Genomic DNA, 23,623 nt, shown 5'->3' with positions numbered 1-23,623 from the left:
TTATGGGCTGCTATTAGCCGTTGAACACGTCATCCACGCTTTTGAGCGGGTAGTTCTTCGGATACGGCAGGGTCGCCACGCCGGTCTCGATCGCGGCCTTGGCCACAGCATCGGAGATCACGGTGATCAGACGGGCATCCATCGGCTTCGGAATGATGTACTCACGACCGAATTCCAGCTTGATGCCGCCGTAGGCGTCGCACACTTCCTGAGGCACCGGCAGCTTGGCCAGTTCGCGCAGGGCGTTGGCCGCGGCCACTTTCATTTCTTCGTTGATGCGCTTGGCGCGAACGTCCAGGGCACCACGGAAGATGAACGGGAAGCCCAGCACGTTGTTGACCTGGTTCGGGTAGTCCGAACGACCGGTGGCCATGATCACGTCGTTGCGGGTGGCGTGCGCCAGTTCCGGGGCGATTTCCGGATCTGGGTTCGAGCAGGCGAACACGATCGGGTTGGCAGCCATGGAGCTCAGGCCTTCGGCGCTCAGCAGGTTCGGGCCGGACAGGCCAACGAACACGTCGGCACCTTTGAGGGCGTCAGCCAGGGTGCGCTTGTCGGTCGTGTGGGCGAAGACCGCCTTGTACTGGTTCAAGTCGTCGCGCTCGGAGTGGATCACGCCGGTACGGTCGACCATGAAGATGTTTTCGATCTGGGCGCCCATGCTCACCAGCAGCTTCATGCAGGAGATGGCGGCGGCACCGGCGCCCAGGCAGACGATCTTCGCGTCCGACAGGGTTTTGCCAGCGATTTCCAGGGCGTTGATCATGCCGGCCGCGGTCACGATAGCGGTGCCGTGCTGGTCATCGTGGAATACCGGAATGTCGCACTGCTCGATCAGGGCGCGCTCGATCTCGAAGCACTCTGGCGCCTTGATGTCTTCCAGGTTGATGCCACCGAAAGTGATGGAGATGCGCTTGACGGTGTCGATGAAGGCTTGCGGGCTTTCGGAGTCGACTTCGATGTCGAATACGTCGATGCCGGCGAAGCGCTTGAACAGCACGCCCTTGCCCTCCATCACCGGCTTGGAGGCCAGCGGGCCGAGGTTACCCAGGCCGAGAATCGCGGTGCCATCGGAAATGACTGCAACCAGGTTGCCCTTGCCGGTGTATTTGTAGGCCAGCTCAGGATCGCGGGCGATTTCGCGTACTGGTTCGGCTACGCCGGGGCTGTAGGCCAGCGACAGGTCGCGGGCGGTAGCGGTGGCCTTGGTGAGCTCGACACTCAGTTTCCCTGGACGGGGATGGGCGTGATATTCGAGAGCGGCAGTTTTCAAATCAGACATGTGGGCATTCCGCTTTTTACTGTTGGACAGACGGACCGCCGAGGATACGCGTGTCGCAAAGTCCCTACAAGACTGACCAGTCACCCCTGTCAAGGCCCGCAGGCTACGACTTTGGGCCAAGAGCCACGGAACACAAGGGATAGACTGTTCACAATCGAAATAAAAAATGTCTACAATTTTTTATTTATAGAACCAGCTGGAACATTCCGGGATGGGTCAACGGCAACATCCAGCGCGCCTGACCCGATTTCAAACCACCCCTTCGTGAACGATCGAGCACCCAGCCGCGCGCCTCGATCTGCCGCCCCGGCAGGCGATCCAACTGCACGCCATCGAATTGGCCAAGCAGATTGGGCGCAATGCGCAATACAACCGAATCCTGCAATTCGATCCAGACACCACCCCGATTGCGTTGCACCTTGCTCACCCGACCACTGAGCAGCGCAAATCCGGAGGCCTTTATCTGATCCGCTTTCAGTACAGACGATTGCCGCCACAGCCCCAGCCGGGCCTGCCGGGCGCTACGCTCGGCGGCTTGCTGGCAGCTGAACAAATCGACGTTCGGCGCGACCGCCACCTGGTAGCCCAGGCCTTCGGCAAGCAATTGCGCCTCAAGGTTGGCGCCATCGGCACCATAGACATGGGCCAGGGTCCGCCCATAGTGATCCCTGCTTTCCCGACCGGGAAGCAGGCCGACCCGACCGTTGCTGGCCTTCACCAACGCCTGCAGGCGCTGGCGGGCGGCAACCGCGAAGGGCTCGTCGGTGCGGCCCTTCTTACCCAGTTCCGGCGCATTGAGGCCGATCATGCGCACGCTGCGGCCATCGACGAGACGCAAGGTGTCTCCATCGACCACCCGCTGGACCTGCACAGAGGCCAGCCCGACCGGCGCCGGGCAGAACGCCTGGGCGCTGGAGAGCCAAATCGCGGACACAAAAAAGGCGCCCGCAAGGGACGCCTTTTTCATCAGCGAGGAGAAGCTGAAACAGCTTTCCAGACCGATCAGCCTTAGGCCTTTTTCGCGCCAAAAGCGCCGAAACGGTCGGCGAACTTCTGAACGCGGCCGCCGGTATCCAGAGTCTTCTGCTTACCGGTGTAGAACGGGTGGCATTCGTTGCAAACGTCGATCGCCAGCGGCTTAGCGAAGGTCGAACGAGTTTCGAACTTGTTGCCGCAGCTGCAGGTTACGGCAACTGCTGGGTATTCTGGATGGATATCGGCTTTCATGGTGTCTTCCTCAGGCTAGCGTGCCGCCACCCAACACTATTGTTGAATACCGCACGTAATTAGGCCGCGGATTCTACCAGACCTTTGCGATCACGCAAGCTGTCCCTTGCACCGACCGTCTGCTAGGCTCCGGGCCTTCTTCACCGCCCGTTCAATGAGATTTCCCCGCGTGCCCGACGCCATTTTGCGCCTCGCCCTGCCCTCCCCCCTGCGCCGCCTGTTCGATTACCGGGCCCCTGCCGGCGTACTGCGCACCCAGCTGCATCCGGGCATGCGCCTGCGAGTGCCGTTCGGTCGCCGGGAAATGATCGGCATCCTGGTCGAGGTCACTGACAGCAGCGAAGTCCCGGTCGAGAAACTCAAGCCGGCACTGGCCCTGCTGGACACCACCCCGCCGCTGCCGCCCGCGCTGTTCAAGCTGTGCCTTTGGACCGCGCAGTACTACCAACACAGCCTCGGCGACACCCTGAGCTGGGCGCTGCCGGTCCTGCTGCGCCAGGGCGAGCCGGCCGAGGCTCGGCAGGAACGCTTCTGGTCGGTCAGCCCCGGCGCCAGTCTCGACGACCCACGCATCGCCCGCGCCCCACGCCAGCGCGAAGCCCTGGCGACCCTGGCCCAGCACCCTCACGGCGTCGCCCACCAATTGCTGAGCAAGCTGATGCTGAGCAAGCTGATGCTGAGCAAAGACAGCCTGGACCTGTTGCTGGCCAAGGAGCTGGTGCAGGTGGAAGTCCGTCGGCACGCCCCGGGCGAACGCCATGAACATTGGCTGGCCCAGCCGGAACTGCCGCTCAACAGCGAACAGCGCGCCGCCTATGAGGCCATCCGCTCCGGCTTCGACAGCTATCATGCCTTCCTGCTGGCCGGGGTCACCGGCAGCGGCAAGACCGAAGTCTATCTGCAGCTGATCCGCGAAACCCTGGAAGCCGGCAAGCAGGCGCTGGTGCTGATCCCGGAAATCAACCTCGGCCCGCAGACCCTGGCGCGCTTCGAACAACGTTTCAACGCCCGCATCGCCCTGCTGCACTCGGCGGTCAACGACCGCGAGCGCCTGGATGCCTGGCTGGCGGCCCGCGACGGCGAGGCCGACATTATTATCGGCACCCGCTCGGCACTGTTCACGCCGATGAAGAACCCCGGGCTGATCATCATCGATGAAGAACACGACGGTTCCTATAAACAGCAGGAAGGCCTGCGCTACCACGCCCGCGACCTGGCCCTGGTCCGCGCCCGCCAGGAAAACATCCCTATCGTGCTGGGCTCCGCCACCCCGTCGATGGAAAGCCTGCACAACGCCTACACCGGCCGTTATGGCCTGTTGCGGCTGAACGAGCGGGCCGGCGGCGCCAAGCAGCCGCGCTTCCTGCGCCTGGATGTGAAGAGCCGGCCGCTGGACAGCGGCATTTCCGGCCCCATGCAACAAGCCATCGGCCAGACCCTGGCGGCAGGCCAGCAGGTGCTGGTGTTCCTCAATCGCCGTGGTTTCGCGCCGACCCTGCTGTGCCACGACTGCGGCTGGATGTCCGAGTGCGAACGCTGCGACGCGCGGATGACTGTGCACCAGCGCTACGGCGAGCTGCGCTGCCACCACTGCGGTCACTCCGAGCGCGTGCCGCGGCATTGCCCGAAATGCGGCAAGGTCGACTTGCGCCCGGTCGGTGCCGGCACCGAGCGCGCCGAGGAGCGGCTGGCGATCCTGTTCCCGGACTACCCGGTGCTGCGGGTCGATCGCGACAGCACTTCGCGCAAGGACGCGATGAACCAGTTGTTCGCCACCATCCAGAAGGGCCAGCCCTGCATCCTCGTGGGCACCCAGATGCTCGCCAAGGGGCACCACTTCCCGCGGGTGACCCTGGTCTCGATCCTCGATGCCGACGGCGGCCTGTTCTCCGGCGACTTCCGCGCCAGCGAACGCATGGCGCAGCTGATCGTCCAGGTCGCCGGACGGGCCGGGCGGGCCGAAGAGCCGGGCAAGGTGATCATCCAGACCCACCTGGCCGACCATCCGCTGCTGGTGCAGCTGACCGAGCAGGGTTACTTCGCCTTTGCCGAACAGGCCTTGAGCGAACGTCGCGCCGCCGGCCTGCCGCCGTTCGCCCATCTGGCGCTGCTGCGCGCCGAGGCGCACAAGCCGGGACAGGCCGAAGGCTTCCTCGACGAAGCCTGCAGCGAGGCCGAGCGCTTGCTGGCCGAGATGAACCTGGGCGGTATCGAATTGCTGGGGCCGGTACCGGCGCCCATGGAGCGCCGCGCCGGGCGTTATCGCGCGCAACTGCTGTTACAGGCCAATGCCCGGGCGCCGCTGCACAAGCTGTTGAGTCACTGGCTGCTGGTGCTGGAACAGATGCCCAGCGGGCGCCAGGTACGCTGGTCGCTGGATGTTGACCCTGTAGACCTGTATTGATAGAAGAACGGCCATCTCAGGCAAGTGCACCTCTGTAAGCGAGGCTTGCCTGCGATGTGGCCCGAATAGCCACCGCATATCCACAAGCGGCCCGCTATAGTTGGCAAGCCCGTCTTCGCAACGGATAATGTCCAGTTTTTCCACCTGCGCATCGAAGCGCCGCCGCGCCAGCGGTTGAAAGAGAAGACCATGAAAGACACCATTCGCCAGCTCATCCAGCAAGCCATCACCCAACTCGTCACCGAAGGTGTGTTGCCAGAAGGCCTGACGCCGGCGATCCAGGTAGAAAACTCCCGCGACAAGACCCACGGCGACTTCGCCAGCAACATCGCCATGATGCTGGCCAAGCCGGCCGGCATGAAACCACGCGACCTGGCGGAAAAAATCATCGCCGCCCTGCCCGCCGACGAACAGGTCAGCAAGGCCGAGATCGCCGGCCCCGGCTTCATCAACTTCTTCCAGAACACCCAGGCCCTGGCCACCCGCCTGGATGCCGCCCTCGCCGACGCCCACCTCGGCGTGCGCAAGGCCGGCGCGTTGCAACGCACCGTGGTCGACCTGTCGGCACCGAACCTGGCCAAAGAGATGCACGTCGGCCACCTGCGCTCAACCATCATTGGCGACGGCGTGGCGCGGGTCCTGGAGTTTCTCGGCGATACCGTGATCCGCCAGAACCATGTGGGCGACTGGGGTACCCAGTTCGGCATGCTGATGGCCTACCTGCAGGAAAACCCGATCAACAGCGACGAGCTGTCGGACCTGGAAAACTTCTACCGCGCCGCCAAGCAGCGCTTCGACGAATCCGAAGAGTTCGCCGACCGTGCCCGCGGCCTGGTGGTCAAGCTGCAGGCCGGTGACGCGGACTGCCTGGAACTGTGGACCAAGTTCAAGGACATCTCCCTGTCCCACTGCCAGAAGATCTACGAACTGCTGAACGTCAAACTGACCATGGCCGACGTGATGGGCGAGAGCGCCTACAACGACGACCTGATCAACGTGGTCAACGACCTCAAGGCCAAGGGCATGCTGGTCGAGAGCAACGGCGCCCAGTGCGTGTTCCTCGACGAGTTCAAGAATGCCGAAGGCGAGCCGCTACCGGTGATCATCGTCAAGGCCGACGGCGGCTACCTGTACGCCACCACCGACCTGGCCGCCGTGCGCTACCGCAGCGGCAAGCTCAAGGCCGACCGCGCGCTGTACTTCGTCGACCAGCGCCAGGCCCTGCACTTCCAGCAAGTGTTCGCGGTGGCCCGCAAGGCCGGCTTCGTGACCCACCCGATGGACATGGAGCACATGGGCTTCGGCACCATGAACGGCGCCGACGGCCGTCCGTTCAAGACCCGCGACGGCGGCACCGTGAAGCTGATCGACCTGCTGACCGAAGCCGAAGAGCGCGCCTACAGCCTGGTCAAGGAAAAGAACCCGGAGCTGGCCGAGGCCGATCTGCGCAACATCGCCAAGGTGGTGGGCATCGACTCGGTGAAATACGCCGACCTGTCCAAGCACCGCACCAGCGACTACAGCTTCAACTTCGACCTGATGCTGAACTTCGAAGGCAACACCGCGCCTTACCTGCTGTATGCCTACACCCGTGCCGCCGGTGTGTTCCGCAAGCTGGGCAAGGACTTCAGCGAAGTGCAGGGGCAGATCACCCTCGAAGCCGCCCAGGAGCTGGAGCTGGCGGCCAAGCTGGCGCAGTTCGGCGAAGTGCTGAACAACGTGGCCGACAAGGGTACGCCGCACATCCTGTGCACTTACCTGTACGACGTGGCCGGGCTGTTCTCCAGCTTCTACGAGAACTGCCCGATCCTCAGTGCCGAATCGCCGACGCAGATGCAGAGTCGCTTGCGCCTCACCGAGCTGACCCGTCGTACCCTCAAGCAAGGTCTGGAGTTGCTGGGCCTGAAAGTTCTGGAGCAAATGTAAGTTGGCTGCCAAGAAAAAACCTGCACCCAAGCGTGGCGCCAGCCGTTACCAAGCTCCTGCGAAGCAACCGATCCCGGGTTGGTTGTGGATGGCCATCGGCCTGGCCGTGGGCGCCTTCATCGTGTTCCTGATGAAGCTGGAGCCGGGCAAGGGCGGTGACAGCGTCAAGCGCGAGCGGCTGGAGCAACAGAAAACCACCAAGATCGCCGAGGCCAACAAGACCCCGCCGAGCCCGCAGCAACCGGTGAAGCCCAAGTACGACTTCTACACCCTGCTGCCGGAATCGGAAGTGATAGTGCCGCCGGAAGCCGTGCCGGAAAAAACCCTGCCGACGCCGCAGACCGCGCCGGTGGTTCCGACCACGCCGGTGACCCCGGCGGAAGCGGCGAAGATCGACACCGCGCGGGCCCAGGCGGCCCTGGCCGGCATCACCCCGCCGCCCGCACCACCAGTGGCACAGGTGGCGAAGGCCGCGCCAGTGACCAGGTTCTTCCTGCAGGCCGGTTCGTTCCGCAAGCAGACCGATGCCGACAAGGTCCGCGCGCAGATCATCCTGCTGGGGCAATCGGTGTCCGTCGAGTCCGGCACCGTCAAGGACGAGACCTGGTACCGCGTACTGGTCGGCCCGTTCAGCAACCGCGAACAGCTGACCACCGCGCAGAAGCAACTGGCCGGCGCCGGCTTCAGCAACCTGCTGTTACAACAGCGCCAGAGCCGCTAAGACGGCCGATCGCGAGCAAGTCCGTTCCGCATCCCCAGCAGGAGCGGACTTGCCCGCGATGGCGCCCTCCCCGGCTCCCACCCTCCCGCCAAGAAATACCGCTCGTCCCACAACCCCCAGCGCAGTTGAAAAACCCCGCGTCACCCCCATATGAGTTCCCATCAGGGCATTTTCGCCCCGCAGCGTGGAGACTCTCCCCTTGACCACCATCGTTTCAGTCCGCCGCCACGGCAAAGTCGTCATGGGCGGCGACGGCCAGGTTTCCCTCGGCAATACCGTGATGAAAGGCAACGCGAAAAAGGTTCGCCGCCTGTATCACGGCCAGGTCATCGCCGGCTTTGCCGGGGCCACCGCTGACGCCTTCACCCTGTTCGAACGCTTCGAAGGCCAGCTTGAGAAGCATCAGGGGCATCTGGTACGCGCCGCCGTCGAACTGGCCAAGGAATGGCGTACCGATCGCTCCCTCAGCCGCCTCGAAGCCATGCTCGCGGTCGCCAACAAGGACGCCTCCTTGATCATCACCGGCAACGGTGACGTGGTCGAGCCGGAAGACGGCCTGATCGCCATGGGCTCCGGCGGCGCCTACGCCCAGGCCGCGGCCAGCGCCCTGCTGAAGAAAACCGACCTGTCGGCCCGCGAAATCGTCGAAACCGCCTTGGGCATCGCCGGCGACATCTGCGTATTCACCAACCACACCCAGACCATTGAGGAGCAGGATCTCGCGGAATAAGCCTGTTTCGGCCATCGCGCCACGGCATTCATTCTTGCTTGAGGACCGCCAATTACTATGCCCATGACTCCCCGCGAAATCGTCCACGAACTCAACCGCCATATCATCGGCCAGGACGATGCCAAGCGCGCCGTCGCCATCGCGCTGCGTAACCGCTGGCGCCGCATGCAGCTGCCTGAAGAGCTGCGTGTCGAAGTGACCCCGAAGAACATCCTGATGATCGGCCCGACCGGCGTCGGCAAGACCGAGATCGCCCGGCGCCTGGCCAAGCTGGCCAACGCTCCGTTCATCAAGGTCGAAGCGACCAAGTTCACCGAAGTCGGTTATGTCGGCCGCGACGTTGAATCGATCATCCGCGACCTGGCCGATGCCGCGATCAAACTGTTCCGCGAACAGGAAATGACCCGCGTGCGCCACCGCGCCGAAGACGCCGCCGAAGAACGCATCCTCGATGCCCTGCTGCCGCCGGCGCGCATGGGCTTCAGCAACGAGGACGCTGCCCCGGCCCAGGACTCCAACACCCGCCAGCTGTTCCGCAAGCGCTTGCGCGAAGGCCAGCTGGATGACAAGGAAATCGAGATCGAAGTGGCTGAAGTCAGCGGCGTCGACATTTCCGCACCACCGGGCATGGAAGAGATGACCAACCAGCTGCAGAGCCTCTTCGCCAACATGGGCAAGGGCCAGCGCAAGAACCGCAAGCTCAAGATCAAGGACGCGCTCAAGCTGATCCGCGACGAAGAAGCCAGCCGCCTGGTCAACGATGAAGAACTCAAGGCCAAGGCCCTGGAAGCGGTCGAACAGCACGGCATCGTATTCATCGACGAAATCGACAAGGTTGCCAAGCGCGGTAACTCCGGTGGCGTCGACGTCTCTCGCGAAGGCGTCCAGCGCGACCTGCTGCCGCTGATCGAGGGCTGCACCGTCAACACCAAGCTGGGCATGGTCAAGACCGACCACATCCTGTTCATCGCTTCCGGCGCGTTCCACCTGAGCAAGCCAAGCGACCTGGTGCCCGAGCTGCAAGGCCGCCTGCCGATCCGTGTCGAGCTCAAGGCGCTGTCACCGGAAGACTTCGAGCGGATTCTCAGCGAGCCTCACGCCTCCCTGACCGAGCAATACCGCGAGCTGCTGAAAACCGAAGGCTTGGTCATCGAGTTCCAGGCGGACGGTATCAAGCGCCTGGCGGAGATCGCCTGGCAGGTCAACGAGAAGACCGAGAACATCGGTGCCCGTCGCCTGCACACCCTGCTCGAGCGCTTGCTCGAAGAGGTGTCGTTCAGCGCCGGCGACCTGGCCAGCGCCCACAACGAAGAGCCGATCCGCATCGACGCCGCCTACGTCAACAGCCACCTGGGCGAATTGGCGCAGAACGAAGACCTGTCCCGTTATATCCTGTAGCGAGCACGTTCCCGCGGCAGCGAGCAAGCTCGCTGCCGCGGGGATTCCTTGTACAGACGGACCGCAGGCTGCCCCATGACCACTCGACTTCCCACCGCCATCAACCTGCACAAAGCCTCGAAAACCCTGACGCTGACCTACGCGCCAGATGAGGTCTATCACCTGCCCGCCGAATTCCTGCGGGTGCACTCCCCCTCCGCCGAGGTCCAGGGCCACGGCAAACCCATCCTGCAATTTGGCAAGATCGGCGTCGGCCTGACCAAGGTCGAACCGGCCGGTCAGTACGCACTGAAATTGACCTTCGATGACGGACATGACAGCGGCCTGTTCACTTGGGACTACCTGTACCAGTTGGCGGTGCGTCAGGACGATCTGTGGAAGGATTATCTTGCCGAACTTCAAGCAGCCGGAAAGTCCCGCGATCCAAATGAGTCTATCGTCAAGCTGATGCTCTAGATCAGACCTCTGAAGCTTTAGAGGGCATTTTCTAGATTCATCTGTTTGAATGCTGGGCTGCATGGCCAACGATTGGCCTGCTTGCGAAAAAAATTAAACTCGGGTAACCAATGGAGCTGGCAAGTTCCCTGCAGTGTTCTCTGAACAAAAAAGCAGTAATGCAGAATCAACGGTCACCCGAGCAGTAGTACCTGGCATCTTTGCTGTGTGACTACACAGCAGGTCCGGTACTCGTCTCAGGACAATGGAGCGTCGTAGATGAGTAACAAGAATAACGATGACCTGAAACGCCAAGCCTCGGAAAACACTCTGGGCCTGAATCCTGTCATCGGTTTACGTCGGAAAGATCTGCTTACCTCTGCTCGTATGGTGCTGACCCAGGCCATCAGACAACCGCTGCACAGCGCCAAACATGTGGCCCATTTCGGCGTCGAATTGAAGAACGTGATGTTCGGAAAATCGACGCTGCAGCCGGAGAGCGATGACCGTCGCTTCAACGATCCGGCCTGGAGCCAGAACCCACTGTACAAGCGTTATCTGCAAACCTACCTGGCGTGGCGCAAGGAGCTTCACGACTGGATCGGCCAGAGCAACCTCTCCGAACAGGACATCAGTCGCGGCCACTTCGTCATCAACCTGATGACCGAAGCCATGGCGCCGACCAACACCGCCGCCAACCCCGCGGCAGTCAAACGTTTCTTCGAAACCGGCGGTAAAAGCCTGCTCGATGGCCTCTCCCATCTGGCCAAGGACCTGGTGCACAACGGCGGCATGCCGAGCCAGGTCAACATGGACGCCTTCGAGATCGGCAAGAACCTGGGCACCAGTGAAGGCGCAGTGGTGTTTCGCAACGACGTGTTGGAACTGATCCAGTACCGCCCGGTGACCGAACAGGTGCACGAGCGCCCGCTGCTGGTGGTCCCGCCACAGATCAACAAGTTCTATATCTTCGACCTCAGCCCGGACAAGAGCCTGGCGCGCTTCTGCCTGCGCAATGGCGTGCAGACCTTTATCGTCAGTTGGCGCAACCCGACCAAGGCGCAGCGCGAGTGGGGCCTGTCGACCTACATCGAAGCGCTGAAAGAAGCGGTCGATGTGGTCACCGCCATTACCGGCAGCAAGGACGTGAACATGCTCGGTGCCTGCTCCGGCGGCATCACCTGCACCGCGCTGCTGGGGCACTACGCAGCCTTGGGCGAGAAGAAGGTCAATGCCCTGACCCTGCTGGTCAGCGTGCTCGATACCACCCTCGATACCCAGGTGGCGCTGTTCGTCGACGAGCAGACCCTGGAGGCCGCCAAGCGTCACTCCTATCAGGCCGGCGTGCTGGAAGGCCGCGACATGGCCAAGGTCTTCGCCTGGATGCGGCCCAACGACTTGATCTGGAACTACTGGGTGAACAACTACCTGCTGGGCAACGAGCCGCCGGTGTTCGACATCCTGTTCTGGAACAACGACACCACCCGGTTGCCCGCGGCCTTCCACGGCGACCTGATCGAAATGTTCAAAAACAATCCGCTGATCCGCCCCAATGCACTGGAAGTGTGCGGCACGCCGATCGACCTGAAGCAGGTCACCACCGACATCTTCTCCCTGGCTGGCACCAACGACCACATCACCCCGTGGAAGTCCTGCTATAAGTCGGCCCAGCTGTTCGGCGGTAAGGTCGAATTCGTCCTCTCCAGCAGCGGGCATATCCAGAGCATCCTGAATCCGCCGGGCAACCCCAAGTCGCGCTACATGACCAGCGAAGAGATGCCGCCCAGCGCCGACGCCTGGCAGGAAAACTCGACCAAGCACACCGACTCCTGGTGGCTGCACTGGCAGGCTTGGCAGGCGGAGCGTTCGGGCAAACTGAAAAAGACGCCGAGCATTCTCGGCAACAAGGCGTATCCAGCGGCCGAGGCGGCGCCGGGTACTTATGTCCATGAACGTTAACCGATAGCAAGCCTGTAGGATCGAGCCGCTTGCGAGCATGCTGCTGCGCAAGCGACTCTCTCCTACAGGCAACGATTCCACCAACAGGGCCAAGGCATGCCTCAACCGTTCATCTTTCGCACCGTCGACCTGGATGGCCAGACCATCCGTACCGCGGTACGCCCAGGCAAGCCTCACTTGACACCCTTGCTGATCTTCAATGGTATCGGCGCCAACCTGGAGCTGGTGTTTCCATTCGTCCAGGCTCTGGACCCGGACCTGGAAGTCATCGCCTTCGACGTACCGGGCGTGGGTGGCTCCTCGACGCCGAGCTGCCCCTATCGTTTTCCCGGCCTGGCCAAGTTGACCGCGCGCATGCTCGATTACCTCGACTATGGGCAGGTCAATGTGGTCGGGGTGTCCTGGGGCGGGGCGCTGGCCCAGCAGTTCGCCTACGACTACCCCGAACGCTGCAAGAAACTGGTGCTGGCCGCCACCGCCGCAGGCGCCTTCATGGTGCCGGGCAAACCCAAGGTGCTGTGGATGATGGCCAGCCCACGGCGCTACATCCAGCCCTCCCATGTGATCCGCATCGCCCCCCTGATCTACGGCGGCTCGTTCCGCCGTGATCCCAACCTCGCCGCCGAACATGCCAGCAAGGTCCGCTCGGCAGGCAAACTGGGCTACTACTGGCAATTGTTCGCCGGCCTCGGCTGGACCAGCATCCACTGGCTGCACAAGATCCACCAGCCGACCCTGATACTGGCCGGCGACGACGACCCGCTGATCCCGCTGATCAACATGCGCATGCTGGCGTGGCGCATTCCCAATGCCCAGCTACACATCATCGACGACGGGCACCTGTTCCTGATTACCCGGGCCGAAGCCGTGGCGCCGATCATCATGAAATTCCTCGAGGAGGAACGCCAACGGGCAGTGATGCACCCGCATCCGATGCCGTTCAGCGGTACGTAGCAAAAAGCGTCTGCCGACAGGATCGTCGCGCGCGCAGGATGGTTCAGGACCGACTATGGTGTTTGTCTTGGTGTGCTTGTTGATGGCTTGACGAAGGAGTGTTGAAGCATGCGAGACAAACCAACGGCGGGCTCGTTGCCCACGCCCGCCACCTACATCACTGCCCAGAGTGCCATCACCGGCCTGCGTGGCCGTGACTTGTTGTCGACTCTGCGCAGCGTGGCCACTTACGGCCTGCGTAACCCGGTGCACAGCGCGCGCCATGCCTTGGCGCTAGGTGGCCAATTGGGCCGTGTACTGCTGGGCGAAACACTGCACAAACCCAACCCTCAGGACAACCGCTTCTCCGATCCGACCTGGAGCCTGAACCCGTTTTACCGACGCGGCCTGCAGGCCTATCTCAGCTGGCAGAAACAGATCAAAAGCTGGATCGACGACAGCGGCATGAGCGCGGACGACCGGGCCCGCGCGCACTTTGCCTTCAACTTGCTCAACGATGCGGTGGCACCGTCCAACACCCTGCTCAATCCGCTGGCGATCAAGGAAATCTTCAACTCCGGCGGCAACAGCGTGATCCGCGGCATCAGTCATCTGGTCGACGACCTGCTGCATAACAATGGCCTGCCCAGCCAGGTCACCAAACAGGCCTTCGAAGTCGGCAGGAGCCTGGCCACCACTCCCGGTTCGGTGGTGTTTCGCAACGAGCTGCTGGAACTGATCCAGTACAAGCCGATGAGCGAAAAACAGTACGCCCGGCCCCTGCTGATAGTGCCGCCGCAGATCAACAAGTTCTATATCTTCGACCTCAGCCCCACCAACAGCTTCGCGCAGTTCGCCCTGAAAAACGGCCTGCAGACCTTCATCATCAGCTGGCGCAACCCCGATGTCCGGCATCGCGAATGGGGCCTGTCGAGCTATGTCGAGGCCGTGGAGGAAGCCATGAATGCCTGCCGGGCGATCACTGGCAGTCGTGACGTGAACCTGATGGGTGCCTGTGCCGGCGGCCTGACCATTGCCGCCCTGCAAGGCCACCTGCAGGCCAAGCGACAACTGCGTCGGGTCTCCAGCTCCACCTACCTGGTCAGCCTGCTGGATAGCCAGCTGGATAGCCCGGCGACCCTGTTCGCCGACGAACAGACCCTGGAGGCAGCCAAGCGCCGCTCCTATCAACGCGGCGTGCTTGACGGTCGCGACATGGCCAAGGTGTTCGCCTGGATGCGGCCCAACGACCTGATCTGGAATTACTGGGTCAACAACTACCTGCTGGGCAAGGAGCCGCCGGCGTTCGACATCCTCTACTGGAACAACGACAACACCCGGCTGCCGGCTGCCTTTCATGGCGATCTGCTGGATTTCTTCAAGCACAACCCGATGAGTCATCCCGGGGGCCTGGAAGTATGCGGCACGCCAATCGACCTGCAAAAGGTCACGGTCGACAGCTTCAGCGTCGCCGGCATCAACGACCACATCACCCCTTGGGATGCGGTGTATCGCTCAACCCTGCTGCTGGGCGGCGACAAGCGCTTCGTGCTGTCCAACAGCGGGCATGTGCAGAGCATCCTCAACCCGCCGAGCAACCCCAAGGCCAACTACGTCGAAAACGGCAAGCTCAGCAGCGATCCGCGGGCCTGGTACTACGACGCCAAGCACGTCGACGGCAGTTGGTGGACGCAATGGCTGGAGTGGATCCAGCAGCGTTCCGGCGCCCAGCGCGAAACCCTGATGACCCTGGGTAACCAGAATTACCCACCGATGGAGGCGGCGCCTGGCACCTACGTGCGCGTCCGCTGAACTTCCCCGCGCCGCGGCCCCAGGGTCGCGGCCTGACAGAACAACCAAGAAGACTGGATGAAAACCCGCGACCGGATACTCGAATGCGCTCTGCAACTGTTCAATCACAAGGGCGAACCCAATGTCTCGACCATGGAAGTTGCCAACGAAATGGGGATCAGCCCCGGCAACCTCTACTACCACTTTCACGGCAAGGAGCCGCTGGTCCTCGGGTTGTTCGAGCGCTTTCAGAATGAGCTGGCGCCCCTGCTCGATCCACCCGCCGATGTGCACCTGGCTCCCGAAGACTACTGGCTGTTCCTGCACCTGATCGTCGAGCGCCTGGCGCACTACCGCTTCCTGTTCCAGGACCTGTCCAACCTGGCCGGACGCCTGCCGAAGCTGGCCAAGGGAATTCGCAACCTGCTCAACGCCCTGAAGCGCACCCTGGCCTCGCTGCTGGCCAGGCTCAAGGCTTCGGGCCAATTGGTCAGCGATACCCAGGCACTGGGGCAACTGGTGGAACAGATCACCATGACCCTGCTGTTCTCGCTGGACTATCAGCGCATTCTCGATCGCGAGGGCGAGGTACGGGTGGTGGTCTACCAGATCATGATGCTGGTGGCGCCGCACTTGCTGCCACCGGCGAAACTGGCCACCGAGCAGATGGCCCTGCGCTACCTCGACGAGCACGATTGACCGGCGCCGCAAGAGCCCCACGAACAAAAACGCCCGACCTTTGCAGGCCGGGCGTTTTTGTATGCCCCGAAAAACTCAGGACTGACTGGTTGGCGTCGCCGGTGCTGGCGCGGCAGTCGGGGTGACGGCAGGGGTTGGCGCCACTGCGGAATTCGCAGGGCTGACCGGTGCTGCCGGCTTGGCGGCAACCGCAGGCTTCGGTGCAGCGGCCTTGGGTGCTGCCGGTTTCTTCACTGCTGGTTTCTTCGCTGCCGGTTTTGCGGCGGGCTTGGCCGCTGGCTTGGCGGCAGGTTTTGCAGCCGGCTTGGCCGCCGCAGTTTTGGCTGCCGGTTTCGCGGCAGGCTTGGCTGCTGCCTTGGTCGGAGCCTTGGCTGCCGGCTTGGCCGCCGGTTTGGCCGCTGCAGTCTTGGCCGCGATCGGAGCCACCTTGGCGCCTGTGAGTTTCTCGATCTGTTTGGTCAGGGTGTCGACCTTGCTGTGCAGCGCCTTGACTTCATTGCGGCTAGGCACGCCCAGACGCGAAATGGCACTGTTCAAGCGTTTGTCGAATGCACCTTCCAGCTCGTCCCACTTGCCCAGCGCGCGGTCCTTGACGCCACTGATGCGCGATTTTGCCGAGCTCGCGGAGTCCTTGGCGGCGTCGACTTTCTTGCCGACAGCGCTTTTGGTGAGCTTCTCGGCTTTCTCGCCATCCTTGACCAGCGACTCGAAAAGCTTGCTGCCGTCAGTGTCGATTTTCGAGTACACGCCTAAACCAGCAAGCCAGATTTTACGGGAGTAGTCTTCGACCTTCCCGATCCACGAGCTGCCTTCTTTTTCAGTATTCTTTTTACCAGCCATCCCGTTCTCCTTAATGTTTACGCGCGACACGTTCGAGCAATGCCGTCAGCTCATCGAGCTTAGCAGAGAGTGTCTCAACGTCATGTTTAGACGGAATGCCGATGCGATTCAAGGCACTTGCGACGCGCGTGTCAAAAGCCCTCTCGACTTTATCCAGCTGCACTTCGACTTTGCCTCTGAGACTGGTGACATCCCCCTTCACGCTATCAATCTGACTGTTGGCGGCCTCAAGTTGTTCAGTCACAACTTTTTTGCCTTTCTTTTCAATAGTTTGACCGGCTTTGACAAGCTCTTGAAAGTACTCGCTGCCCTCCTGGCCAACCTTGGTGTAGGCACCCAGGCCTGCCAGCCAGATCTTGCGGGCATAGGATTTGACTTCACTCAGAGTGGTTGATGCGGTATCAACTTTTTTCTTCAGAATTACTTTGGCCATAGTGCACCTCACGCGCAGAAGGTTTGAGGAACTGCCCGCAGTAAAGTGGGCTCAGGCACAAAGTAGTGAGAAAAATTAGAATCGGCACCCTAACCAATGTCATAAAAGGCTGGACGGTTATTGGAAAAACCAGCTCGCCAGCGATGCTTTTCCAGGCGCCATGACAACACCCGAAATCGCCGGCAAGCCGACTTCCGCGAAAGCGCCTCAGACCAGGGCTTTATCCAGCGCCTTTTCGATTTCCGACTTGATCATGCCGCTCATGGCGGACATCAACAGGCCCAGTTCGACATCGACCCTGATCGAATCGTCGCCCACCTGCACCGCACCTTTGACCCCCGAACGCTTGAGGTTCAGGGTATCGCCCGACCACTGCGGCTCCAGGCCATACTGATCGGCCAGTTTCTGCGCCAACTGGTCAGCCTTTTCGCGGGCTGCCTCCTTACCCAGGCCGTGGGCACGCTCAACACTTATACGGGCCATTGAATGACTCCTGATTTATCGGGACTTGCCTTGAGCGTCTTGAGCTGCGCTGCGTCAAAACGCCCCGGCGCTTCACTATCTTACATTCAGCCTTGCCAAGACAAAGACCGCCACCGGGATTAGAATGTCCCGCATTCTCTTTTGGTGACAGCGATATGACTGATCAGCGCAAAGGCAGCGATGCCGAACCCACCACTCACTTCGGCTTCAAAAACGTTCCGGAAAGCCAGAAGGCGGAAAAAGTCGCTGAGGTGTTCCACTCGGTAGCCGCCAAGTACGACCTGATGAACGACGTACTGTCCGGTGGCATGCATCGCCTGTGGAAACGCTTCACGATCGAATTGTCCGGCGTTCGCCCCGGCAATCGCGTGCTGGACATCGCCGGCGGCACCGGTGACCTGACCCGCAAGTTTTCCCATCTGGTGGGCCCTACCGGCCAGGTGGTGCTGGCCGACATCAACGCCTCCATGCTCAAGGTCGGTCGCGACCGCCTGCTCGACAAGGGCGTGGCCGGCAACATCGAGTTCGTTCAGGCCGACGCGGAAAAACTGCCATTCCCGGACAACCATTTCGACGTCGTGACCATCGCCTTCGGCCTGCGCAACGTGACCCACAAGGAAGATGCCCTGCGCTCGATGCTGCGGGTACTCAAGCCCGGTGGCCGCCTGCTGGTGCTGGAATTCTCCAAGCCGACCAACGCCCTGATGTCCAAGGTCTACGACGCCTACTCGTTCGCCTTCATGCCACTGGCCGGCAAGCTGATCACCAACGACTCGGAAAGCTATCGTTACCTGGCCGAATCGATCCGCATGCACCCGAATCAGGAAACCCTGAAGTCGATGATGATCGAGGCCGGTTTCGATCGCGTGACCTACCACAACATGACCGCGGGCATCGTCGCCCTGCACCGCGGCATCAAACCCTGATGTTGTTCAGCGGCCTGCTCGCCAGCGTCGAACACGGCCTCAACCGTGTACTGCGTCTCGACAGCACGGCTTTGCCACGCTTGCAGCCTTTGAACGGCAAGGTCATCGCCGTCGATTGCCGCAGCCCGAGCGTGCAATTGTTCGTCATTCCCGGCGACGAGGGCCTGACCCTCGCCGCGCATTGGGCCGCCGACGCCGACTGCACCCTGCGGGCGCCGGCCTCGAACCTGGTGCGCCTGGCCCTGAGCCAGGACAAGACCGCGGTGCTGCACGGTCCCGAGGTCGAGCTGGAAGGCGACAGCGGCGTGCTGCTGGAACTGGCGGCCGTCCTCCAGGACCTGGAGCTGGACTGGGAATACGAACTCTCGCGCTGGCTCGGCCCGGTGGCCACCCAGCTGTTCAGCGGCCATATCCGTAGCCGCGCGCGCTGGTACCGCCAGGGTTTCGCCAGCCTGAACCAGAACCTTGCCGAATACCTGGCCGAAGAGTCGCGCACCCTGGTGGGCCAGCGCGAAGCCGAGGCCCGTTTCAGCGAACTGGACCGGGTCAAGCTCGACCTGGAACGTCTCGAGGCGCGCTTCGAGCGCCTTTCCCGATCCCTTGACCCAAGCGATAACGCATGAAGCTGCTTGCCGTCCGCCGTTTGTTGCGCATCCAGCGCGTCGTGATTCGCTACCGCCTCGATGACCTGCTGTTCGCCCTGCCACTGCCCTGGTTCCTCCTGGCGCTGCGCTACGCCTTGCCCTGGCGCTGGTTCCCGCGCAAGCCACTGGAGCTGAGCCGCGGCGCGCGCCTGCGCCTGGCCTTGCAGGACCTGGGACCGATCTTCATCAAGTTCGGGCAGATTCTCTCGACCCGCCGCGACCTGCTGCCCGAAGACATCGCCGACGAGCTGATGCTGCTGCAGGACCGCGTACCGCCCTTCGACTCGAAGAAGTCGGTGGCGCTGATCGAGGAGCAATTGGGCAAGAAAATCAGCGAGGTGTTCAGCCGCTTCGATATCGAGCCCCTGGCCTCCGCCTCGGTGGCGCAAGTCCATGCCGCCCAGCTCAAGAGCGGCGAAGAAGTGGTGGTCAAGGTCATCCGCCCGGGCCTCAAGCCGGTCATCGCGCAGGATCTGGCCTGGCTGTTCATCCTCGCCCGCGCCGCCGAGAAGGTCTCGGCCGACGCCCGCCTGCTGCACCCGGTGGACGTGGTCAGCGATTACGAGAAGACCATCTACGACGAACTCGACCTGTTGCGCGAAGCGGCCAACGCCAGCCAGCTCAAGCGTAACTTCGAAGGCTCGCCACTGCTCTACGTGCCGCAGGTCTACTGGGACTGGTGCCGGCCGAAAGTGCTGGTCATGGAACGCATCTACGGGATCCAGGTAACCGACCTGGCCACGCTCGCCGACCAGCGCACCGACATGAAAATGCTCGCCGAGCGCGGCGTGGAGATCTTCTTCACCCAGGTGTTCCGCGACAGTTTCTTCCACGCCGACATGCACCCGGGCAACATCTTCGTCAGCACCGTGCAGCCCTGGAGCCCGCAGTACATTGCCATCGACTGCGGCATCGTCGGCAGCCTGACCCCGGAAGACCAGGACTACCTGGCCCGCAACCTGTTCGCGTTCTTCAAGCGCGATTACCGGCGCGTGGCGCAGTTGCACATCGATTCGGGCTGGGTGCCGGCAGAAACCAAACTCAACGAATTCGAAGCGGCGATCCGTACCGTGTGCGAGCCGATCTTCGAAAAACCGTTAAAGGATATTTCCTTCGGCCAGGTGCTGATGCGCCTGTTCCAGACCGCTCGCCGCTTCAACATGGAAGTGCAGCCGCAGTTGGTGCTGCTGCAAAAGACCCTGCTGAACATCGAAGGCCTGGGCCGCCAGCTGTACCCGGAGCTGGACCTGTGGAACACCGCCCAGCCGTTCCTCGAACGCTGGATGCGCGAGCGCGTCAGCCCCAAAGCCTTGCTGGGCAACCTGCACAGCCAGGTCGAGCAACTGCCGCACCTGGCCAACATGACCCGCGACCTGCTCGAGCGCATGTCCCAGCCCCATGCCCAGGACCCTTCTCCTCCCTGGAAACGGCGCAAGGACGACTGGTTCCTGCGTCTTCTCGGCGCGGCGCACCTGGGCGGTGGGGCGATCCTCGCGGCCGGCGGACCGCTGAACGGGCTGGGTCACTGGCCGGCTGGAATCATGATTGCCGTGGGCTTGTATCTGGTCGTGCGCCGATAGCCAGCCGGGCTAGCGGCTGGCACACTGTTTCCCATCGCCGAGGCTCGACGAGCGCGTCGAGCCCTGTTGTCGGAGTCGAAGATGAAAGATTGGCTGGACGAGATCAAATGGGACGCTGACGGCCTGGTGCCAGCCATCGCCCAGGATCACAAGACCGGGCGCGTGCTGATGATGGCCTGGATGAACCGCGAGGCGCTGAGCCTGACCGCTGCCGAAAACCGTGCCATCTACTGGTCACGTTCGCGTGGCAAGCTATGGCGCAAGGGAGAAGAGTCCGGGCATGTGCAAAAGCTCCATGAAATGCGCCTGGACTGCGATGCCGACGTCATCATCCTGATGGTCGAACAGATCGGCGACATTGCCTGCCATACAGGCCGCCAGAGCTGCTTCTACCGCGTTTATGAAAACGGCGACTGGAAAACGGTCGATCCGGTACTCAAAGACCCGCACGCGATCTATCAAGCAGGACACTGAACATGAGCGATACCCTGACCCGTCTGGCCCAGGTGCTGGAAGAGCGCAAAGGCGCCGCCGCCGACACTTCCTATGTCGCCAGCCTGTACCACAAGGGCCTGAACAAGATTCTGGAAAAAGTCGGCGAGGAATCGGTGGAAACCATCATCGCCGCCAAGGACGCCGCCCACAGCGGCGACTGCAGCGATGTGATCTACGAAACCGCCGACCTGTGGTTCCACACCATGGTCATGCTCGCCCAGCTGGGGCAGCATCCGCAGGCCGTTCTCGATGAACTGGACCGGCGCTTCGGTTTGTCCGGACACGCCGAGAAAGCCTCGCGTCCGTCCGCCTGAACATCATTTAGAGAGGAAACGCAGCATGGGCATTTTTGACTGGAAACACTGGATCGTCATCCTGGTTGTCGTGGTGCTGGTGTTCGGCACCAAGAAACTGAAAAACCTCGGCACCGACGTCGGCGAATCGATCAAGGGCTTTCGCAAGGCCATGAACGACGACGAAAAACCCGCCGAGCCCGGCGTGCCACCGACCGCCCAGCCTGCTCCGCCGGTCCAGCCGCAAAGCGCTCCGTTGAACCAGCCGCACACCATCGACGTGCAGGCGCAAAAAGTCGAAGAGCCGACCCGCAAAGACTCGTGAGCACTGACTAATGTTTGGTATCAGCTTCTCTGAACTGCTGCTCGTCGGCCTGGTGGCCCTGCTGGTGCTCGGCCCCGAGCGTCTGCCGGGTGCCGCGCGCACGGCAGGCCTGTGGATCGGCCGCTTGAAGCGCAGCTTCAATGCGATCAAGCAGGAAGTTGAACGGGAAATCGGTGCCGATGAAATTCGTCGGCAACTGCACAACGAACACATTCTGTCGCTGGAACAGGAAGCGCGGAAGATCCTCAATCCGATCCAGCAACAGCCGACACCGGTCGAGCCCGTGGCCGAGCAAAGCATTCATGCGCCTGCCGCGGCGCCTGAAGCACCAGCCAGCGCGACCACGGCGAGCCCTACTGCCGCAACTGCACCGGCCGAACCGGCTGCGCCCGTGACAACGCCTGTCACGCCAGCCCCCCACGACCCTACTTTGCCGCCGCGAGCCCCATGAGCGATATTCCGGAAAACGACCAACATATGCCGCTGGTGTCGCACCTCACCGAGTTGCGCACCCGGTTGCTGCGCTGCGTGGCGGCGATCTTCCTGATCTTCGGCGGGCTGTTCGCCTTCACCCAGCAGATCTACACCATCGTCTCCACGCCGCTGCGCCAGTACCTGCCGGCGGGCGCAACGATGATCGCCACCGACGTGGCGTCGCCGTTCCTGACCCCGCTCAAGCTGACGATGATGGTCTCGCTGTTCCTGGCGATCCCGGTGATCCTGCACCAGATCTGGGGTTTCATCGCCCCCGGCCTGTACAAGCACGAAAAGCGCATCGCCGTACCGCTGCTGGTCTCCAGCATCCTGTTGTTCTACATCGGCATGGCCTTCGCCTACTTCCTGGTGTTCCCGCTGATCTTCAAGTTCTTCGCCGCGGCCACCCCGGCCGGCGTGGAAATGATGACCGACATCACCAGCTACCTCGATTTCGTCATGACCCTGTTCTTCGCCTTCGGCGTGGCGTTCGAGATCCCGGTGGCGGTGGTGCTGCTGGTGTGGATCGGCGTGGTCAACGTCGCCTACCTGAAGAAGATCCGCCCGTACGTGATCATCGGCTGCTTCGTGGTCGGCATGATCCTGACCCCGCCGGACATCTTCTCCCAGACCTTGCTGGCAGTACCGATGTGGCTGCTGTTCGAGATCGGCATCCTGTTCGGCAGCCTGATCAGCAAGCGCGGCGACCATCCGGACGACCAGCCGGCTGAAGATCACAATGACCAGCCGCCAGCGACCCAAGCGTGAACCTGCTGCTTCTTGAAGAGGCCGACTTCATCGCGGCCGACCGGGTGATCCTGCGCGATCGCCGCCTGACCCACATGCAGGAAGTCCATCGTGCCGCGGTGGGCGACAGCCTGCGGGTCGGCCGTATCGGCGGCCTGATGGGCTCGGCCGAACTGCTGCGCCTGGAGCCCGGGGAAGCCGAACTGCGAGTCAGCCTCGACCAGCCGCCGCCGACCAAGCTGCCCCTGACCCTGGTGCTGGCCCTGCCCCGTCCGAAAATGCTCCGCCGGGTGCTGCAAACCGTCGCCGCCATGGGTGTGCCCCGGTTGGTGCTGGTGAACAGCTATCGGGTCGAGAAAAGCTTCTGGCAAACGCCTTTCCTCGAACCCGAGGCGATTCGCGAGCAACTGATTCTTGGCCTGGAACAGGCCCGCGACAGCGTGCTGCCGGAAGTGATCATCGAAAAACGTTTCAAACCTTTCGTCGAAGACCGTCTGCCAGCACTGGTCGAAGGCACCCTCGGCCTGGTCGGCCATCCCGGCCAGTACCCGGCCTGCCCTCGCGGCCTGGATGAGCCGGTGACCCTGGCCATCGGCCCGGAAGGCGGCTGGATCCCTTACGAAATCGACCTGCTGGGCAAGTCCGGCCTGCAACCGGTGCAGCTCGGCGAGCGCATCCTGCGGGTCGAAACCGCCGTCACCGCCCTGCTCGCCCGCCTGTTCTGATTAGCCCCCCACTCCCGTAGGAGTGAGGCTTGCCGCGATAGCGATGTGCCTGACACGGCGCCATCGCGGGCAAGCCTCGCTCTGCTTCAGATTTATCTGATCAAGCCGATAACCTTGGTACAAAACCTATTAATCGCCCAAGGGAGTTCGCGG

At 62.4% G+C, this 23,623-nt stretch carries 25 protein-coding genes; 19 read left to right on the top strand and 6 right to left on the bottom strand.

Annotated elements, in window-relative coordinates; genetic code table 11:
* Nucleotides 1-13: 13 nt before the first annotated feature.
* The 3 genes from CRO75_RS01595 to rpmE form a co-directional block, all read right to left on the bottom strand.
* Nucleotides 14-1,282 (bottom strand): malic enzyme-like NAD(P)-binding protein, encoded by a 1,269-nt coding sequence (locus tag CRO75_RS01595; protein WP_097134240.1) that lies wholly within the window; start codon nucleotides 1,280-1,282, stop codon nucleotides 14-16.
* 184 nt (nucleotides 1,283-1,466) lie between these two features.
* Entirely contained in the window at nucleotides 1,467-2,249 is a 783-nt protein-coding gene (locus CRO75_RS01590) for a thermonuclease family protein (protein WP_097134239.1), read from the bottom strand.
* Between the two features lie 41 nt (nucleotides 2,250-2,290).
* Nucleotides 2,291-2,509 (bottom strand): 50S ribosomal protein L31, encoded by a 219-nt coding sequence (rpmE, locus tag CRO75_RS01585; protein ID WP_007925855.1) that lies wholly within the window; start codon nucleotides 2,507-2,509, stop codon nucleotides 2,291-2,293.
* 169 nt (nucleotides 2,510-2,678) lie between these two features.
* Between rpmE and CRO75_RS01580 the strand changes: the two genes are divergently transcribed.
* The 10 genes from CRO75_RS01580 to CRO75_RS01535 all read left to right on the top strand — a co-directional run bounded on the left by CRO75_RS01580 (nucleotide 2,679) and on the right by CRO75_RS01535 (nucleotide 15,505).
* Nucleotides 2,679-4,913 (top strand): primosomal protein N', encoded by a 2,235-nt coding sequence (locus CRO75_RS01580; protein ID WP_097134238.1) that lies wholly within the window; start codon nucleotides 2,679-2,681, stop codon nucleotides 4,911-4,913.
* A gap of 189 nt (nucleotides 4,914-5,102) precedes the next feature.
* Nucleotides 5,103-6,839 (top strand): arginine--tRNA ligase, encoded by a 1,737-nt coding sequence (gene argS / locus CRO75_RS01575; RefSeq protein WP_092419006.1) that lies wholly within the window; start codon nucleotides 5,103-5,105, stop codon nucleotides 6,837-6,839.
* A gap of 1 nt (nucleotide 6,840) precedes the next feature.
* On the top strand, nucleotides 6,841-7,560 hold the full coding sequence (locus CRO75_RS01570) for an SPOR domain-containing protein (protein WP_007925864.1): 720 nt from the start codon (nucleotides 6,841-6,843) through the stop codon (nucleotides 7,558-7,560).
* A gap of 199 nt (nucleotides 7,561-7,759) precedes the next feature.
* Nucleotides 7,760-8,290, top strand: a complete 531-nt coding sequence (gene hslV / locus CRO75_RS01565) for an ATP-dependent protease subunit HslV (RefSeq protein ID WP_003186641.1) — start codon at nucleotides 7,760-7,762, stop codon at nucleotides 8,288-8,290.
* A gap of 57 nt (nucleotides 8,291-8,347) precedes the next feature.
* A complete protein-coding gene (hslU, locus tag CRO75_RS01560) occupies nucleotides 8,348-9,688 on the top strand; it encodes an ATP-dependent protease ATPase subunit HslU (RefSeq protein ID WP_007925868.1) in 1,341 nt (446 codons plus the stop codon).
* A 75-nt stretch (nucleotides 9,689-9,763) separates the two neighbouring features.
* Complete coding sequence (locus tag CRO75_RS01555; protein ID WP_009041814.1) at nucleotides 9,764-10,144, top strand: DUF971 domain-containing protein; 381 nt, start codon at nucleotides 9,764-9,766, stop codon at nucleotides 10,142-10,144.
* Between the two features lie 258 nt (nucleotides 10,145-10,402).
* Nucleotides 10,403-12,082 (top strand): class II poly(R)-hydroxyalkanoic acid synthase, encoded by a 1,680-nt coding sequence (phaC, locus tag CRO75_RS01550; RefSeq protein ID WP_097134237.1) that lies wholly within the window; start codon nucleotides 10,403-10,405, stop codon nucleotides 12,080-12,082.
* 96 nt (nucleotides 12,083-12,178) lie between these two features.
* Nucleotides 12,179-13,036, top strand: a complete 858-nt coding sequence (phaZ, locus tag CRO75_RS01545; protein WP_097134236.1) for a poly(3-hydroxyalkanoate) depolymerase — start codon at nucleotides 12,179-12,181, stop codon at nucleotides 13,034-13,036.
* 108 nt (nucleotides 13,037-13,144) lie between these two features.
* Complete coding sequence (gene phaC / locus CRO75_RS01540; protein ID WP_097134235.1) at nucleotides 13,145-14,827, top strand: class II poly(R)-hydroxyalkanoic acid synthase; 1,683 nt, start codon at nucleotides 13,145-13,147, stop codon at nucleotides 14,825-14,827.
* Nucleotides 14,828-14,884: 57 nt separating this feature from the next.
* A complete protein-coding gene (locus CRO75_RS01535; protein WP_009041811.1) occupies nucleotides 14,885-15,505 on the top strand; it encodes a TetR/AcrR family transcriptional regulator in 621 nt (206 codons plus the stop codon).
* Nucleotides 15,506-15,580: 75 nt separating this feature from the next.
* On the opposite strand, the gene CRO75_RS01530 is transcribed toward CRO75_RS01535, so the two are convergent.
* From CRO75_RS01530 to CRO75_RS01520, 3 genes are all read right to left on the bottom strand, one after another.
* Nucleotides 15,581-16,345: a phasin family protein gene (locus tag CRO75_RS01530; RefSeq protein WP_097134234.1), complete on the bottom strand. Its 765-nt coding sequence runs from the start codon at nucleotides 16,343-16,345 to the stop codon at nucleotides 15,581-15,583.
* 10 nt (nucleotides 16,346-16,355) lie between these two features.
* A complete protein-coding gene (locus CRO75_RS01525; RefSeq protein WP_097134233.1) occupies nucleotides 16,356-16,778 on the bottom strand; it encodes a phasin family protein in 423 nt (140 codons plus the stop codon).
* 207 nt (nucleotides 16,779-16,985) lie between these two features.
* Nucleotides 16,986-17,261 carry a polyhydroxyalkanoic acid system family protein gene (locus CRO75_RS01520; protein ID WP_007925878.1) on the bottom strand — a complete coding sequence of 92 codons (276 nt, stop codon included), beginning with the start codon at nucleotides 17,259-17,261 and terminating at the stop codon, nucleotides 16,986-16,988.
* A 155-nt stretch (nucleotides 17,262-17,416) separates the two neighbouring features.
* Between CRO75_RS01520 and ubiE the strand changes: the two genes are divergently transcribed.
* The 9 genes from ubiE to CRO75_RS01475 all read left to right on the top strand — a co-directional run bounded on the left by ubiE (nucleotide 17,417) and on the right by CRO75_RS01475 (nucleotide 23,470).
* Nucleotides 17,417-18,187 (top strand): bifunctional demethylmenaquinone methyltransferase/2-methoxy-6-polyprenyl-1,4-benzoquinol methylase UbiE, encoded by a 771-nt coding sequence (gene ubiE / locus CRO75_RS01515; RefSeq protein WP_009041808.1) that lies wholly within the window; start codon nucleotides 17,417-17,419, stop codon nucleotides 18,185-18,187.
* Entirely contained in the window at nucleotides 18,187-18,810 is a 624-nt protein-coding gene (locus CRO75_RS01510) for an SCP2 domain-containing protein (RefSeq protein WP_097134232.1), read from the top strand. The genes ubiE and CRO75_RS01510 overlap by 1 nt, the downstream gene beginning before the upstream one ends.
* Nucleotides 18,807-20,411 carry a ubiquinone biosynthesis regulatory protein kinase UbiB gene (gene ubiB / locus CRO75_RS01505; protein ID WP_009041806.1) on the top strand — a complete coding sequence of 535 codons (1,605 nt, stop codon included), beginning with the start codon at nucleotides 18,807-18,809 and terminating at the stop codon, nucleotides 20,409-20,411. The genes CRO75_RS01510 and ubiB overlap by 4 nt, the downstream gene beginning before the upstream one ends.
* A gap of 81 nt (nucleotides 20,412-20,492) precedes the next feature.
* A complete protein-coding gene (gene hisI / locus CRO75_RS01500; RefSeq protein WP_007925882.1) occupies nucleotides 20,493-20,885 on the top strand; it encodes a phosphoribosyl-AMP cyclohydrolase in 393 nt (130 codons plus the stop codon).
* A 2-nt stretch (nucleotides 20,886-20,887) separates the two neighbouring features.
* Nucleotides 20,888-21,220 (top strand): phosphoribosyl-ATP diphosphatase, encoded by a 333-nt coding sequence (locus CRO75_RS01495; RefSeq protein ID WP_007925883.1) that lies wholly within the window; start codon nucleotides 20,888-20,890, stop codon nucleotides 21,218-21,220.
* 25 nt (nucleotides 21,221-21,245) lie between these two features.
* On the top strand, nucleotides 21,246-21,524 hold the full coding sequence (locus CRO75_RS01490; RefSeq protein WP_007925884.1) for a twin-arginine translocase TatA/TatE family subunit: 279 nt from the start codon (nucleotides 21,246-21,248) through the stop codon (nucleotides 21,522-21,524).
* Between the two features lie 10 nt (nucleotides 21,525-21,534).
* Nucleotides 21,535-21,975, top strand: coding sequence for a Sec-independent protein translocase protein TatB (gene tatB, locus CRO75_RS01485; protein ID WP_016704437.1), 441 nt, complete (start codon nucleotides 21,535-21,537; stop codon nucleotides 21,973-21,975).
* A complete protein-coding gene (gene tatC, locus CRO75_RS01480) occupies nucleotides 21,972-22,766 on the top strand; it encodes a twin-arginine translocase subunit TatC (protein ID WP_053259344.1) in 795 nt (264 codons plus the stop codon). Before tatB ends, tatC begins: the two co-directional genes overlap by 4 nt.
* Nucleotides 22,763-23,470, top strand: coding sequence for a 16S rRNA (uracil(1498)-N(3))-methyltransferase (locus tag CRO75_RS01475; protein WP_097134231.1), 708 nt, complete (start codon nucleotides 22,763-22,765; stop codon nucleotides 23,468-23,470). The genes tatC and CRO75_RS01475 overlap by 4 nt, the downstream gene beginning before the upstream one ends.
* The last annotated feature ends 153 nt before the right edge of the window (nucleotides 23,471-23,623 follow it).

The sequence above is a fragment of the Pseudomonas sp. LAMO17WK12:I10 genome (assembly GCF_900215185.1).
Lineage (GTDB): Bacteria > Pseudomonadota > Gammaproteobacteria > Pseudomonadales > Pseudomonadaceae > Aquipseudomonas > Aquipseudomonas chlororaphis.
Note: the sequence above shows the minus strand (reverse complement) of the source record. Positions and strands in the feature narration are given on the sequence as shown.